Annotated in this window: 4 protein-coding genes and 1 pseudogene (1 of these 5 only partly in view); 1 reads left to right on the top strand and 4 read right to left on the bottom strand. The window is 74.7% G+C overall.

The window, feature by feature from the left end; genetic code table 11:
• Positions 1-345 precede the first annotated feature (345 nt).
• A protein-coding gene (locus ACFWTC_RS26105; RefSeq protein WP_384074663.1) for an IS5 family transposase occupies positions 346-1136 on the bottom strand; the annotation gives its coding sequence in 2 pieces (ribosomal slippage) (positions 346-821 and positions 821-1136; 792 coding nt in all).
• A 295-nt stretch (positions 1137-1431) separates the two neighbouring features.
• A pseudogene (locus tag ACFWTC_RS26100) lies at positions 1432-1716 on the bottom strand (NERD domain-containing protein); the annotation flags it as partial.
• Between the two features lie 378 nt (positions 1717-2094).
• On the opposite strand from ACFWTC_RS26100, the gene ACFWTC_RS26095 reads away from it, so the two are divergent.
• Positions 2095-2421, top strand: coding sequence for a hypothetical protein (locus ACFWTC_RS26095; protein WP_383925130.1), 327 nt, complete (start codon positions 2095-2097; stop codon positions 2419-2421).
• A gap of 393 nt (positions 2422-2814) precedes the next feature.
• Here ACFWTC_RS26095 and ACFWTC_RS26090 read toward each other — a convergent pair whose 3' ends face one another.
• Positions 2815-12027, bottom strand: coding sequence for a type I polyketide synthase (locus tag ACFWTC_RS26090; RefSeq protein ID WP_384028615.1), 9213 nt, complete (start codon positions 12025-12027; stop codon positions 2815-2817).
• Positions 12024-15021, bottom strand: the 3' end of a protein-coding gene (locus tag ACFWTC_RS26085; RefSeq protein WP_384028617.1) for an SDR family NAD(P)-dependent oxidoreductase. The gene runs 3950 nt beyond the window's last position; 2998 of the gene's 6948 nt are visible here — the last part of the coding sequence; its start codon lies off the right edge, out of view — the gene reads right to left on this strand; it ends in the stop codon at positions 12024-12026. Before ACFWTC_RS26085 ends, ACFWTC_RS26090 begins: the two co-directional genes overlap by 4 nt.

Here is a 15021-nt window from a genome sequence, read left to right as displayed (position 1 = left end):
AGGAGTGCTTCTTTCCACGCGACGACCTGGACCCTAGACAAGTCCCATCGTTGCAGGTCAGGAGCACTCTTCTCGTTTCCGATCATCCATCGGACACGCAGCCACGTGAAAGCGCGAGGCTAAGCGGGGCACCATCGCGCCCCAAGCGTTGATCGACCGGCGGCGCTGGCCAGCCTTTGCACCGTTTCATAACCACCGCGCATGCTCCGAAGGCCCCCGCCGATAGGGAGCTTCTGCCCTATTGCTAGGCCAGACGGAATTTGAGCGATACATACAAACCAAACGGACGCCCCGGTCATCAGCTTCGAGTGCACGAATGCGCTCCTATATGAGCTCGTAACACGATCATGAGTCGGGCTTGTTGAGGCGTCGCCAGCAGATGAGGCTGCAGGCGAGGGAGACGAAGGCGTCGTGGAGTTCGGTGCGCCGTTCCCATCGGACGGCGAGTCGTTTGAACTGGTGGAGCAGGGCGAAGGTCTGCTCGACGACGTAGCGGAGCTTGCCCATGCCCTTGATGTTCGGGGATCCCCGGCGGGAGATGACGGGCAGGATCCGACGTTTGCACAGCTCATCGCGGTTGGGGTTGGAGTCGTAGCCCTTGTCTCCCAGCAGGGCTTCCGGACGCCTGCGGGGGCGGCCGGGGCGGCCCGCGACAGGTGGGATGCCATCGACGAGGGCGAGGGTCTGCGTGACATCGTTGACGTTCGCCGCGGTCGTGATGACTTTGAGCGGGGTGCCGCGTCCGTCGCAGATCAGGTGGTGCTTGCTGCCTGTCTTCCGCCGGTCGACCGGCGACGGACCGGTGTCGGCGCCCCCTTTTTCGCGCGGATGTGTGAGCCGTCCACGCAGGCCCTGGACCAGTCGAGGCGGCCGGCCGCGTTCAACTCGGTGAGCAGGATCCGGTGCAGCTGGTCGAAGACACCTGCCTGTTGCCACCGCTCCAAGCCTCTCCAACAGGTCTGCCCGGAGCCGAACCTCGGCTCCAGCGGCAGGAGTTGCCAGGCAACGTCGTTGCAGAGGACGTACAGGATGCCCTGCGGACACAGCCGGTCGGACACCGGCCGAGGCCCTGGTGACCTCGTCGGCCAGGGCGGCAGCAGCGGCTCGATCAGCGCCCACAAGTCGTCGTTCACGATCCACGGCCGAGTACTCACACCATCCCGAACGGCCGAATCGTCACACCGGTCACGGCTGACCAGGACATCTCACCAAGATCCTGTTACGGGCTCTACAGAGTCGGGATGGCGGGATTTGCACCCACCACCTCTTCGCCTGGATCTGCTCGTCGCTGCACATGGTCCCGTTGGTGCACACGCCCACAGCCAGCCGGCCTCGCGGAAGACGGCGATGGTCTCGATCAGGTCCTCGTGCAGAACGGCTCGCCGCCGGTCGGAGTGACCCTCTTGACGCGGGCCTCGGCGAGCTGAGGCATCAGCTGTTGTCGTGGACGGCGTCCTCGATCTGCCGGGCCTCGTAGCGGACCGTGCGGGTGGTGCGGCTGAAGTACTTCTCGCCGTGGAGCAGCATTCCGTCGGCGGTGCGCACCCGGTATCGCGAGCTCCGCAGTTTCGCGCTGACGGCCGTGATCTCCCCGTCCGGGGCGATGGGGACGTGGTCGGCGTTCGCGGTCTGCGAGCCGGGCACGCGCCGGTCGAAGAGCCCGAACCATCCCTCGGCGGCGAGGGGATGCAGCAGGGCGGCGGTCCGGCATTCTCCCTCGGCGCCGGCCTCCCGCCGGGGTCTGCGGCAAACCCACGTAAGCCCCTGATCGGGTGCCGCACGTCGTCAACCACTCGAACGTGTGAGTTCAAAAACGACCAGGCAGGCGGCTCTTGCCCCAGAGGCCAGGTCCGTATTCACGTTCGAGATATTCGCCTGTCCGGGGCCGTTACGGCCCCGGATCCGGCGCGTTCTTAGAGCATCAGTGCCAACCGGCCGCCCAGACGGAGGACCCCATGAACACTGAGCCCACTCCCGCCCATCGCCCCGAATTCGAACAGCGGCGGCGGTCCCCGCTCGCCTTCCAGTCCTGCGGACCGCAGAAGTCCGACGTCTACGCGCGCCGCTCAGTGCGACTGGATATGAGGTGGGGGCATGAGCACCGGTGGTGACGCAGAGGGCATCCGCCGGGGCGGCGTGCCCGGCCCGCGCGGTGCGGAACTTCCGCTGCCGCCCGCCGCCGTGCCGGCCGGGCCGCACGACGGTGACATCGCCGACGGCCTGGCGGAGGCGCACTGGTCCGTGTACGACGGCGCCGCGTCCGAGGCCACGGTGGGACGGATCCTCGCGCGTCTGCCGCGGATCGTGCGTCAGATCGGCTGGCTGGCGTCGACCTGGCCCTCCAGGCGGGAGCCCGGCCGGCCTGATGCCGGACGGGCACCCCGCGAATCCAGGAGTATCCGCGCCTACGGGTCACCCTGACGGTCCACCCCCCATAGCGGGGACGGCGCGGGGTGCCGAGCAGGCAGCGCAGGGGCCCAGGTCCGGGCGCTCCGGGTGGAGCAGCGGCCACTGGTGCACGATCCGGTCCGCGCCGGCGGCGAGCAGCCGGTCGTACCCACGCGGCGGCGGTCTCCTCGTCGCCCCGCCCGTCGAACGGCGTCGGCGTCCGCTCCCACCGGGCGGACCAGTCGACCGCCGCGCCGCGCAAGCTGGGCGGATACCAGGGCAGGACGCAAGGCACGTCCTGACCGGGTGCGGGCGATGTCGATCCCGGGGGCGACACGCCCGCCCGCCCTGCACATCCTGATCCGCGGGGCGCCGTACTGAGGGAGCGGTACGGCGCCCCGGCGCCCTGCCTGAGCCGTCGGCGGCTCAGGCAGGGGCCGCGCTCAGCTGCTCGACCACGAGGTCGGCCAGCACCTGCGGTGTCGGGCACTCGTAGAGGAGGTCCGCGGGCCACTCCAAGCCGGTCAACCGGGTCAGGTGGTCGCGCAGTTCGAGCGCGGTGACCGAGGTCAGGCCCATGTCGAAGAACTCGCCCTCGGCGTCGATCTCGGACGCGGACTCGTACCCGAGCACGGCGGCCGCGAGGCCCCGCACACCGCCGAGCACGACCTCCGCCCACTCTGCGCGGGGGAGTCCCGCGAGGGTGGCCCGGAGTTCGAAGTCCTCGGGCTGCGGCCCGTCGGGCGCGGGCTCCTGCACGGGCTCCGGTACGGGCACGGGCTCCGGTACGGGCACGGGCTCGGGCTCCGGCGTGAGGTCCGTCGCCTCTTCCGTAGCCTCCTCGGGCTCCGCGGCCGGCGCGGTCCGCGTCACGGGCGCGGCGTCCAGGAGGCGTACGGCCGTCTCCTCGGTGGACATGGCCCGCCACAGCCCGCTCACCGCGGCCCTCGGGTCGAGGTCCGGGTGGACCGCCACGGCGAGCGAGGCTCCCGCTTCCAGCACGGTCTCCCCCACGGACACGACGGCCACCAGCGGCGCCGCCACGTCCTCGAACCCGCTGCCGGCCCGGACGATCGCCGCCGCGATCCGTACGGTCCCCTCCGCATCCCCGAACTCCACAGCGCCGGACGGGCGGTCGGCACCGCCGGCCACCAGGCAGCGCGCCCCCGACGCGAGCACGGCGTCGACGGTCGCCGCGGTGAGCGCGTCCGCCGGGCCGGCCACCAGGACGTCCCCCTCGGGACGCCACACGCCGGTCCGGCCCAGCGGCTCGTAGGCGCGTACGAACATGCCGTCCGGCTCGATCCGGGTCTCCCGGTACCCCTCGGCGACGGCCGCGCACAGGCGGCTGCGCGCGGGCGCGTCGAGCTCCTTCGGAAGGGTCACGGCGTGGTCGCAGGCGGGCACCACGCCGCCGCCGTCGACGAGGGCCCACCGGGGCACCCCCGCCTCGGCGACCGGTTCGGTCCCCGGCAGGGCCACCACGAGGTCCGGGCGCCCGGCACCTCCCGAGCGGACCCGGGCTCCGTGCCGAACCAGGGCGCCCGCGACCGCGTCGGCCAGGTCCTCGTTACCTGCGGAGGGGGCGAGCAACAAGACGTCGTACGCGAGTTCGGGGGCTGGGCCGTCCGGCATCCGCTTCCACCGCGCCCCCTCCAGGACCGGCGCCGCCGCTCCGGAGCGCAGCCGGCCGAGGGCGTCGAGCACCTGGGCCGGTGTCTCGTCGCCCCGCAGGTTCAGCAGGTCGAGGGCGGCGCCGAGGTCAGCGCTGTCGACAGCCGACCAGAACGGATCGAGCGCGGGCGCCCGCTCCCCCGCCTCGGGTACGAGTACGCCCCCGGCCTGCGCCACGGCGGTCGGCTCGGGCCAGTAACGGCGGTCTTGGAAGGCGTACCTCGGAAGCCGCACCGGGGTCGTCGGCCGCCCGGCGTGGACGGCCGCCCAGTCGGCCTCCACTCCGTGGGTGTGCAGGAGCCCCAGGGCCTCGACGGCGGTGCGCACGTCGTCGCGGTCGCGGCGCAGCAGGGAGACGGGGCGCACCGGGTGGCCGGGCAGACACGTTTCGACGGCCGGCGCGAGGACGGCGTCGGGCCCCAGTTCCAGGAAGGCCGTGGCTCCGTTCCCGTGGGCCTCGCGGACGGCGTCGAAGAAGCGCACAGGGCCGCGCAGTTGGTCCACCCAGTAGTCGGGGGTGTCCATCGCGTGAGCGGTGCGGACGGTGGAGAGGACCGGGATTCCGGGCCGTCCGAAGCGGACCTCGGCGGCGGCCGCCCGGAACTCGGCGAGCGCCGGGTCCACGCGGGGCGAGTGGAAGGCGACGTCCACGCGCAGCCGGTGAGTGCGGTGCCCGCGCTCCGAGAGTTCCCAGGCCGCGGAGAGGACCTCCTCCTCGTCCCCGGACAGGACGACCGACCGGGGTCCGTTCACGGCGGCGATGCCCACACGGTCGGCGCGGCCCTCCAAGACGGCGAGGACTTCCTCCTCCGGCGCCCGTACGGCCACCACGGCTCCCCCTGTGGGCAGTTCGCCAAGGACCCGGCCGCGGACGGCGACGAGGGCGGCGGCGTCGGCGAGCGGCATCAGGCCCGAGACGCAGGCCGCCGAGAGCTCGCCGATGGAGTGCCCGATCAGGGAGTCGGGGGTGACGCCCCAGTTCGACAGCAGCCGGAACTGGGCCACTTGGAGGGCGAAGAGGGCCGGCTGGGCGTAGACGGTGCGGTCCAGCAGGCTCCCCCGATCGAAGACCGCTTCGCGCAGCGGGGTGTCGAGCTGGAAGTGCGCGGACACCTCGTCGAAGGCCTGCGCGTACACGGGGAAGGTCTCGTACAGGCCCCTTCCCATCGCGGGGAGCTGGCTGCCCTGCCCGGTGAAGAGCAGGGTGAGCCGCTGCCCGACGGCGCGCGCCCGGCGCAGGCCGTCGCCCGTGCCGTCGGACGCCAGGGCCGTAAGGGCGGCGCGCCGCTGCTGTGCGTCGGCGCCGGTCACCATGGCCCGGTGGCGGTGGGCGGCCCGGGTGGTGGACAGGGCCCGGGCCACGGCGGGGAGGTCGGAGGTGTCCGACTCCAGCAGTCGCCGGGCCTGGCCGCGCAGGGCCTGCTCGGAGCGCGCCGACAGCAGCCAGGGCACGCCGTCCAGGACGGGCAGCGGCTCCGGGGTGTCCTCGGCGCTGGGTGCCTGCTCGATCAGCACGTGCACGTTGGTGCCGCTGATGCCGAAGGAGGAGACCCCCATGCGGCGCGGCCCGGTCTCATCGGGCCATGACCGCGCCCGGTCCAGCAGGGCGATGTCGCCGGCGGTCCAGTCGACGTGCGGGGAGGGCTCGTCGATGTGCAGGCTCCGGGGCAGCAGGCCGTTGCGGATGGACAGGACCGCCTTGATCACTCCCGCGATGCCGGCGGCCGCCTGGACGTGGCCCACGTTGGATTTGAGCGAGCCGAGCAGCAGCGGGGCCGGTCGGTCCTGGCCGTAGACCGCGAGGAGCGCCTGCGCCTCGATGGGGTCGCCGAGGGCCGTGCCGGTGCCGTGCGCCTCGACGGCGGCGACGTCGGCGGGGAGCAGGCCGGCCGCGGCGAGCGCCGCGCGCATCACCTTCTCCTGGGCCGCGCCGTTGGGGGCGGTGAGGCCGTTGCTGGCGCCGTCGGAGTTGAGGGCGCTGCCGCGCAGTACGGCCAGCACCTCGTGGCCCTGGGCGCGGGCCCGGGAGAGGCGTTCGACGAGCACCACTCCGGCGCCCTCGCCCAGTGCGGTGCCGTCGGCCGCGGCGGCGAATGGCTTGCACCGTCCGTCGGCGGCCAGTCCGCGCTGGCGGCTGAACTCGACGAAGGGCACCGGTGTGGACAGCACGGTCACTCCGCCGGCGAGCGCGAGGTCGCACTCCCCTGCCCGTACCGCCTGGGCGGCGAGGTGCAGGGCGGTCAGCGAGGAGGAGCAGGCCGTGTCGACGGTGACGGTCGGGCCTTCCAAGCCGTAGGTGTAGGCGACCCGTCCGGACAGGACGCCGCCGCCGACGCCCGGGGCGAGGAAGCCCTCGGCGGCGGCGTTCTCCAAGAGGCGGCCGTAGTCCTGGTACATGGCGCCCACGAACACGCCCGTCCGGGTGCCGCGCAGCGAGGCCGGGTCGATGCCGGCGTCCTCGCAGGCCTCCCAGACGGTTTCCAGCAGGATCCGCTGCTGAGGGTCCATCGCGACGGCCTCGCGGGGCGCCACCCCGAAGAAGGCGGCGTCGAAGGCGGTCGCGTCGGCCAGGAAACCTCCGTGCCGGGTGTAGGTGGTGCCGGGGGCGGCCGGGTCGGGGTCGTAGAGGCGCTCCAGGGGCCAGCCCCGGTCGTCGGGGAACGGACCGATGCCGTCGCGTTCGCAGACCAGCATCTCCCAGAGGTCATCGGGTGTGCGGACGCCGCCGGGGAGCCGGCATCCGAGGCCGACGAGGACGACGGGGTCGTCCGCGTCGGCGGCCGGGGCGCGGACCGCGGGAGCGGCCGCCGAAGCCGTGCCCGCGAGGAGTTCGTCCAGGTGGCGGGCGACCGCCGCGGGGTTGGGGTGGCTGAACACCAGGGTGGCTGGCAGGCGCAGGCCCGTGGCTCCGGCGAGCCGGTTGCGCAGTTCGACGGCGGCGAGCGAGCCGAAGCCGGCGTCCTTGAAGGCCCGGCCGGGGTCGACCGCCTCCGGCGAGGCGTGTCCGAGGACGGCGGCGGTGTGCCCGACGACCAGGTCGAGCAGGGTGCGCAGGCGGTCGGGGCCGGTCTTCCCGGCGAGGCGGGCGGCCAGTTCGGAGACGGCGGCGCCGCCCCCGAGGGCGGCGGTACGGCGCGCCGGTTTCCCGGACAGGTCGCGCAGCGGCGCGGGGACGTCCTCACCCTGTGCCCGCAGGGCGCCGGGGTCGAGCCGGATCGGGGCGAGCACCGGCTCGTCCGAGGCCAGGGCGGCGTCCAGGGCGGCGAGTGCGTCCGCGGTCGGGAGCGGGTGGAAGCCGGAACGGCCCAGGCGGGCCCGGTCGACGCCGTCCGTCATGCCGCTGGTGGCGTCCCACAGGCCCCAGGCCAGGGAGATCCCGGGCAGGCCCTCGGCGTGGCGGCGGCGGGCCAGGGCATCGAGGCCGGCGTTGGCGGCGGCGTAGTTGGCCTGGCCGAGGCCGCCGAGGATGCCCACGGCCGAGGAGAACAGCACCAGGCGCGCCTGGGGCAGCAGTTCGTGGAGGTGGAGCGCGGCGTCGAGCTTCGCCCCGAGCACGCGGGCGAGGCGTTCGGGGGTCAGTCCGGTCACCAGGCCGTCGTCGAGGACGCCGGCGGCGTGGACGACGGTCGTGAAGGAGGCTCCGCCGGCCAGGACCGCGAGAGCGGCGCGGTCGGTGACGTCGCAGGCGACGGCCCGGACCTGTGCTCCGGCCCCGGTCAGTTCCTCCGTGAGGGCGGCCATGCCGGGTGCCTCGGAGCCGCGTCGGCCGGCCAGCACCAGGTCGCGTACGCCGTGTGCATGGACGAGGTGCCGGGCGACGAGCTGCCCCAGGGTGCCGGAGGCACCGGTCACCAGGGTCCTGCCGAGCTCGCCGGTCCCCGCCGGAGCGGGAAGGGCGCGGACCAGCCGGGGTACGGTCGCGATCCCGGACGTCAGGGTGAGCTGGGGCTCGTCCGTGGCGAGGGCGGCGGGGATCGCGGCGAGGGTGGTCTCGTCGAGGTCGGCCAGGTCGAGCAGCCGGAAACGGCCGGGGTGTTCGAGCTGGGCGGACCGTACGAGACCCGCGACGGCGGCTTCCGCCACGTCGTGGTGGACCCGGCGGGTGACGAGGACGAGCGAGGAGTCCGTGTGGCTCTCGTCCGCCAGCCAGTCGTGGACGAGGGCGAGCGCGCCGCGCACGGCCTCTCCGGGCTCGCCGGCCGGAACCGGCACCAGGACGTGGCGGGCGGGGTCCAGGGTGGGCTGCTTCCCCAGCTGCTGGGAGAGTTCCGGGTCGCGTACGGCGTAGTCCTCGTGCCCGCCGCCGGGCAGGGCCCGGGTCACCCGGTCGGGGCGCAGCAGGTCGCCCCGGTCCGGGCGGCCGAGGGCGCCCGCCGGAATCTCGCGGAGCACGAGGGTGTCGACCGAGGCGACGGGTGCCCCGGTGGTATCGGTGAGGGTGAGGCGGACGGCGTCGGGGCCGACGGCGGACAGGGTCACGCGCACCGTGTCGGCGCCCGCGGCGTGGAAGCGCAGGCCCTGCCATTCGAAGGGCAGCGCGGGGCGGCGGCCGTCTCCCGTGGTGAGGAACCCGCCGAGGGCGACAGGGTGCAGGCACGCGTCGAGCAGGGCCGGGTGGAGGGTGAACGCGCCGGCCTGGTCGGCGTCGGGCAGGGCGACTTCGGCGTGGAGGTCCCCGTCGCGTCCCCGCCACAGCGCCCGCAGGCCGCGGAAGGCCGGGCCGTAGGTCAGGCCCGCGTCCTCCAGGGTCGCGTAGAGGGCTTCGACGTCCTGGGGTTCGGCGCCGGACGGCGGCCACGCGGTGGTGGCGGGCACCGGTGGGGCGGCGTCGGGCAGGAGCACGCCGGTGGCGTGCGTGGTCCAGTGGCCCGCCCCGGTGAGGGTGTGCAGGGTCAGTCCGCGCGAGCCGTCCTCGGCCGGGGCCGTGATGTCCACGCGCAGCCGGATGTCGCCCTCGTCGGGGAGGAGAACCGGGGTGAGCAGGGTGAGCTGGTCGACGGCGGCGCAGCCGGCCTCGTCCGCCGCCCGGGAGGCGAGCTCCGCGAGGGCCGCGCCCGGCAGGACCACCTGTCCTTCGACCGTGTGGTCGGCGAGCCAGGGCTGGGCGGCCAGGCCGAGCCGGCCGGTGAGCACCAGGCCCCCACCGGCGGGCAGGGCGGCGCGCAGGACGGGGTGGTCGACCTCGTCGAGGCCCAGGGCGCCCGCGCCGCCGGCGCCAGGGCCGGGGCCGGGGCGCAGCCAGTACGGCTCGGTGAGGAAGGTGGTGGTGGGCAGGTCGATCCGGCGGGCTTCGGGCCAGAGCGCGGACCAGTCGGGGCGTACGCCCTTCACGTACAGCTGGGCGAGGGCGTGCAACAGCTGCTCGGGGCCGCCTTCGTCGCGGCGCAGGGTGTGGGCGACGGCGGTGTCGGTTCCCAGCGCGTCGACGGTCTCCTGTGCGCCGGTCGTGACCACCGGGTGGGGGCTGACCTCCAGCAGGGTGGTGCAGTCGCGCCGGACGAGGGCGGTGACGGCCTCGTCGAAGCGGACGGTCTCGCGCAGGTTCCGGTACCAGTAGTCGGCGTCGAAGGCGTCGGCGGCCTCGATCCAGCGGCCTTCCACGGAGGAGAAGAAGGGGATTTCGGGGGCGAGCGGCCTGACGGGGGCGAGGGCCTCCAGGACCTGTGCGCGGACGCCTTCCACGTGTGCGCTGTGCGAGGCGTAGTCCACGTCGACGCGCCGGGCCCGTACGCCGTCCTCCTCGCAGCCGGCGAAGAGTTCGTCGAGGGCGTCGGTGTCGCCGGAGACGACCACGGAGGCCGCGCCGTTGACGGCGGCCAGCGACAGCCTGCCGTCCCAGCGGCGGAGCCGGTCGCGTGCCTCGTCGGCGGGCAGCGCGAGGGACACCATGCCGCCGCGGCCCGAGAGGGTGGTCAGGGCCCGGCTGCGCAGGGCGACGACGCGGGCGGCGTCCTGGAGGGTGAGGGCGCCGGCCACGCAGGCGGCGGCGATCTCGCCCTGGCTGTGTCCGGCGACGGCTGCCGGGCGGACGCCGAGGGAGCGCCACACCTCGGCGAGGGCGACCATGACGGCGAACAGGGCGGGCTGGACGACGTCGACCCGGTCCAAATCCTGGTCCCCGCGCAGGACCGCGGTCAGCTCGAAGTCCACGTAGGGGGCCAGGGCGGTCTCGCACTGGGCTATTCGCTCCCGGAACACCGCGTTGGTGTCCAGCAGGCGCACGGCCATGTCCCGCCACTGCGAACCCTGGCCGGGGAAGAGGAAGGCCACCCCGCCGCTCTGCCCGGTGGTCCCTTCGACGACGGTGGGCGAGGGCCGGCCGGCGGCCAGGTCGTCCAGCGCGGCGAGGAGTTCGGCCCGGTCGCCGCCGAGGGCGACCGCGCGGTGCTCGTGGGAGGCGCGGGTGGTGGCCAGGGAGAGGGCCACGTCCTCGGGGCGCGGTTCCTTCGGGTGCCCGGTCAGAAAGGCGGTGAGGGTGGCGGCCTGGGCGCGCAGCGCGGCGTCGGAGCGGGCGGACAGGGTCCAGGCCAGGGGGCCGGGCCGGGCGGGCGACGTCGCGGGGCTCTCGGCGCCCGCCGCGTCCGTCGGCCGGTCGTCGTGCCGTTCGGTGGTCCGGTCGTCCACCGGTAGCGGAGGTTCCTCGAGGATCACGTGGGCGTTGGTGCCGCTGACCCCGAAGGAGGACACGGCCGCTCGGCGGGGTTCCGTCCCGGCGGGCCAGGGTGCGTCCTCGGTGAGGAGTTCCACACCGCCCGCCGACCAGTCCACGTACGGGGTCGGGGCGTCGAGGTGCAGGGTCCGGGGCAGTACCCCGTGCCGCATGGCCATGACCGTCTTGACGATCCCGGCGACACCGGCGGCGGCCTGGGTGTGCCCCAGGTTGGACTTGACCGATCCCAGGCGCAGCGCCCGGGTGCGCTGCCTGCCGTAGGCGGCGATCACGGCCTGGGCCTCCACCGGGTCCCCGAGGGGGGTGCCGGTGCCGTGTGCCTCCACCGCGTCGACCTGCTGTGGGGTCAGGCCGGCGTCGACGAGGGCCTCGCGGATGACGCGTTGCTGGGCGGGGCCGTTGGGCGCGGTGAGGCCGTTGCTGGCGCCGTCGGAGTTGACGGCGGTACCCCGGACCACGGCGAGTACGCGGCGGCCGGCGGCCAGGGCGGTCGCGAGGCGTTCGACGACGATGACGCCGGCGCCCTCGGACCAGGCGGTGCCGTCCGCCCCGGCGGCGAAGGGCTTGCAGCGGCCGTCGGGGGCCAGGCCGCGCTGGCGGCTGAACTCCACGAAGGCGGCGGGGGTGGCCATCACCGTGGCCCCTCCGACGAGGGCCATGTCGCACTCGGCCCGGCGCAGGGACCGGACGGCCAGGTGGAGGGCAACGAGCGACGAGGAGCAGGCGGTGTCCACCGTGATGGCGGGGCCGCGCAGGCCCAGCTGGTAGGCGACGCGGCCGGAGACGACGCTGCCGGCGCCCTGGGCGCCCGGGTAGTCGTGGTGCATGACGCCGGTGAACACGCCGGTACGGCTGTCGCGCAGTGAGCTCGGGTCCAGGCCGGCGCGCTCGAGGGCCTCCCAGGACGTCTGGAGGATCAGGCGCTGCTGGGGGTCGGTGTGGAGCGCCTCCTTGGGCGAGATCCCGAAGAATCCCGCGTCGAACCGGGCGGCGCCGTGCAGGAATCCGCCCTCGCGGACGGTGGTCGTGCCCGGATGGTCGGGGTCGGGGTGGTGGAGCGCGTCCAGGTCCCAGCCCCGGTCACCGGGGAAGGGGGTGATCCCGTCCCGGCCCTCGGCGACGAGCGACCACAGATCGTCGGGTGACTCGACGCCGCCCGGGTAGTGGCAGGCCATGCCGACGATGGCGACCGGCCCGGCGGATCGCTCCTCCACGTCGCGCAGCCGCTGCCGCGTCGACTGCAGTTCCGCGGTCACCCGGCGCAGGTAGTCGCGGAGCTTGTCCTCGTTGGTCATCGGGAGCGTTCCTCCAGTCCCGGCAGCGGGCTGCCGAGCTCGGCGTCGATCAGGGCGAAGACCTCGTCGTCGGTCGCCGAGGCGAACGTGGTGACGGGTTCAGTCGCGGTGTGGGGTGTCAGGTGGTCGAGCAGGCCGCGGACGCGGTCTGCGGTGCGGTCGCGGGACACGTCGTCCGTGGCCGCCGCCGTTAGGGCGGCGGCCAGGCGGTCGAAGGCAGCGAACAGGGTCGGCAGGTCGGTCGCCTCGGACTCGCCGGCGAACCGCTCGTCGAGGTGGGTGACCAGATCGGCCGGGGTGGGGTGGTCGAAGACGAGCGTGGCCTCCAGCGACAGGCCGACGGCCGCGCCCAGCCGGTTGCGGAACTCGATGGAGCTCAGCGAGTCGAAGCCGAGTTCCTGGAAGGACCGGTCGGATTCGATCATGGTGGCGTCCGCGTAGCCGAGGACGGCCGCGGCCTGTCCCCGGACCAGCGCAGACAGCCTGGCGCGCCGCTCGTCGGGACCGAGGTGGGCCAGGCCCGGGTCGGCGACGCCGGCTGCCGCCGGGGTCCGCACCAGGCTGCGCAGCACGTGCGGTACGACGGCGGCCGGACCGCGCCCGAGCCGCAGGACGGTGACCGCCGGGTGTGGTCCGGCGAGGGCCGCGTCGAGCAGGCCGAGGGCCGCCTCGGTGGGGAGCGGCTCGATGCCGCCGCGGGCCAGGCGGTCCCGGTCGGCGGCCATGCCCGCGTCGAGCGCCCACGGCCCCCAGGCCACGGACACGGCCCGGCGGCCGGATGCGGCGCGCTGCCGGGCGAGGGCGTCCAGGAAGGCGTTGGCGGCGGCGTAGTTGCCCTGCCCCGGGCCGCCCAGTACGCCCGCCACGGAGGAGAACAGCACCAGTTCGGCTTCGGGCAGCAGTTCGTCGAGGTGGGCGGCGCCTTCGGTCTTGGGCCGCAGCACCCGCTCCAGGCGCTCCGCGTCGAGGGCGGTGACCACCCCGTCGTCGAGAACTCCTGCTGCGTGCACGGCCATGGTCACCCGGCGGCCGGCCAGCAGGGTCTCCAGGGCGGCGCGATCGGCCACGTCACAGGCGGCCGCCTCGACCCGGGCGTCCAACCCGGCCAGCCCCGCCGGGACCCGGCCGCTGCGGCTGACCAGCAGCAGGTCGCGCACGCCGTGCCGCTCCACGAGGTGGCGGACCACCGGTCCGGCGAGGGCGCCGCTCGCACCGGTCACCAGGACGGTACCGGTCGGGCGCGGTTCGGGCGCCGGCGCCGCGGCCGGTACTCGGACCAGCCGGGCTCCCAGCACCCGGCCGTCGAGAAGGCGCAGATGCGGCTCGTCGGAACCGAGCGCGCGGTGCAGCGGCGCGAGGTCCACGGCGTCCACGAGGCCGAAGCGGCCCGGGTGTTCGGACTGGGCGGAGCGCACCAATCCCCAGGCCGCGGCCGTGGCCAGGCCTGGGGCGGTGGTGAGGAGGACCAGACGCGCGGACGCGAACCGCTGGTCGGACAGCCACTGCTGGAGCCGGCCGAGCACCTCGGTGGTGAGGGCGCGGGCGGCCGAGGCCCCCTCGGCGGCACCGGACGGGGCTGCCGGGACGGGCAGGACCACCACCGGCGGCACGTCCGCCAGGGCGTCCAACTCCTCGGCCCGCACCAGCTGCGCCCCGGAAGCCTCCAGGGCTGCGCCGATCCCGTCCGGGTCCGGGCCGACGACCGCGTAGCGGGCCCCCGGTGACGGCTCGGGGGTCTCGACGGGCAGCCACTCCACATGGTGGAGCGGCTCGACCGGAGCGTCTGCCCGGCGCAGCACCACCGAGTCGACGGAGGCCACGGGCGCACCTGCGTGGTCCGTGAGGAGGAGCTCGACCGCGTCGGCCCGGTGGTGGACCACCCGTACCCGGGCGGCGGTCGCACCGGGGGCGTGCACGCGTACGCCGGACCAGGCGAACGGCAGGTAGGGACTGTCCCCGTCCAGGGCCGAGGTGAGGGCCACCGTGTGCAGGGCGGCGTCGAGGAGCACCGGGTGCAGCGCGTGCGCCCCGGGATCGCCATCGGGTACGACGACCTCCGCGAAGACGGCGTCGGCGGTGCGCCAGGCGCGGCGCAGACCCCGGAAGGCGGGCCCGTACCCCGTGAGCGTCGCGTAGAGGCGGGTGACGTCGAGTTCCTCGGCGTCCCCGGGCAGGGCCGGGGCGGCAGGGGGCTCCTCGGGCGCGGGGGCGAGGACGCCGGTGGCGTGGCTCGTCCAGCCGCCGTCCCCGGTGCGGGCGTGGATCCGGAAGGCCCGCGTCCCGTCGGGCTCGGCGAGGTCAACCACGAGGCGCAGGTCGGCCACGCAGGATGCCAGCGGAGTGTGGGTGACGAGTTCGGCGATCCGGGGGCAGTGCAGCCGGGCTCCCGCCCGGAGGGCCAGGTCGACGAAGTACGTCCCGGGAACCAATACGACGCCGTCCACGGTGTGATCGGCCAGCCAGGGCCGCTCCGCCGTGGAGATCCGCGTACTGAACACGTGTCCGTCCGGAAGTTCGACCTCTTCGGCCGCGCCCGGGGAACTCCCGGACGGGGTGCGGGTGGTGTCGACCCAGTGGCGCTCGCGGGCGAACGGGTAGCCGGGCAGCGAGAGCCGCTGCGGCCGGTCGGGCGCGGGCAGGCTGATCGCGGCGCCCTCGACCCAGCCCCGGGCCAGCTCGCGCAGGTCGTCGCCGTGGACCGGTGCGGCGGAGCGGCGCCTGCGTCCGCGGTGCCAGCCCGTACCGGTGCGGAGCGCGTCGGCGAACTCGGCCGTCGTCGTGGCGACGACGGCGAGCCGCTCGTCGAGGTGGTCGCGTCCGGACCAGAGCGTGAAGGCGAGCGCCGCCGGGTCCACGCCGCCGCCGGTACCGGTGAGGCGGCGCGTCAGCTCGGCCGGGGTCGTCCCCCCGTCGACGCGGAGCCGGACGCCGAACTCCACCTCGACGCGCCGGGCGAGGCGGGACAGGCGCGGGTAGTCGAGGCCGAGTTCCGCG

It is taken from the genome of Streptomyces sp. NPDC058619 (genome assembly GCF_042717785.1).
Taxonomy (GTDB): Bacteria; Actinomycetota; Actinomycetes; order Streptomycetales; family Streptomycetaceae; genus Streptomyces.
Note: the sequence above shows the minus strand (reverse complement) of the source record. Positions and strands in the feature narration are given on the sequence as shown.

Excerpts from the sequence above, each read along its gene's own strand:
- ACFWTC_RS26095 (WP_383925130.1), top strand. The coding sequence starts at position 2,095 with ATGAGCACCGGTGGTGACGCAGAGGGCATCCGCCGGGGCGGCGTGCCC.
- ACFWTC_RS26090 (WP_384028615.1), bottom strand. The coding sequence starts at position 12,027 with ATGACCAACGAGGACAAGCTCCGCGACTACCTGCGCCGGGTGACCGCG.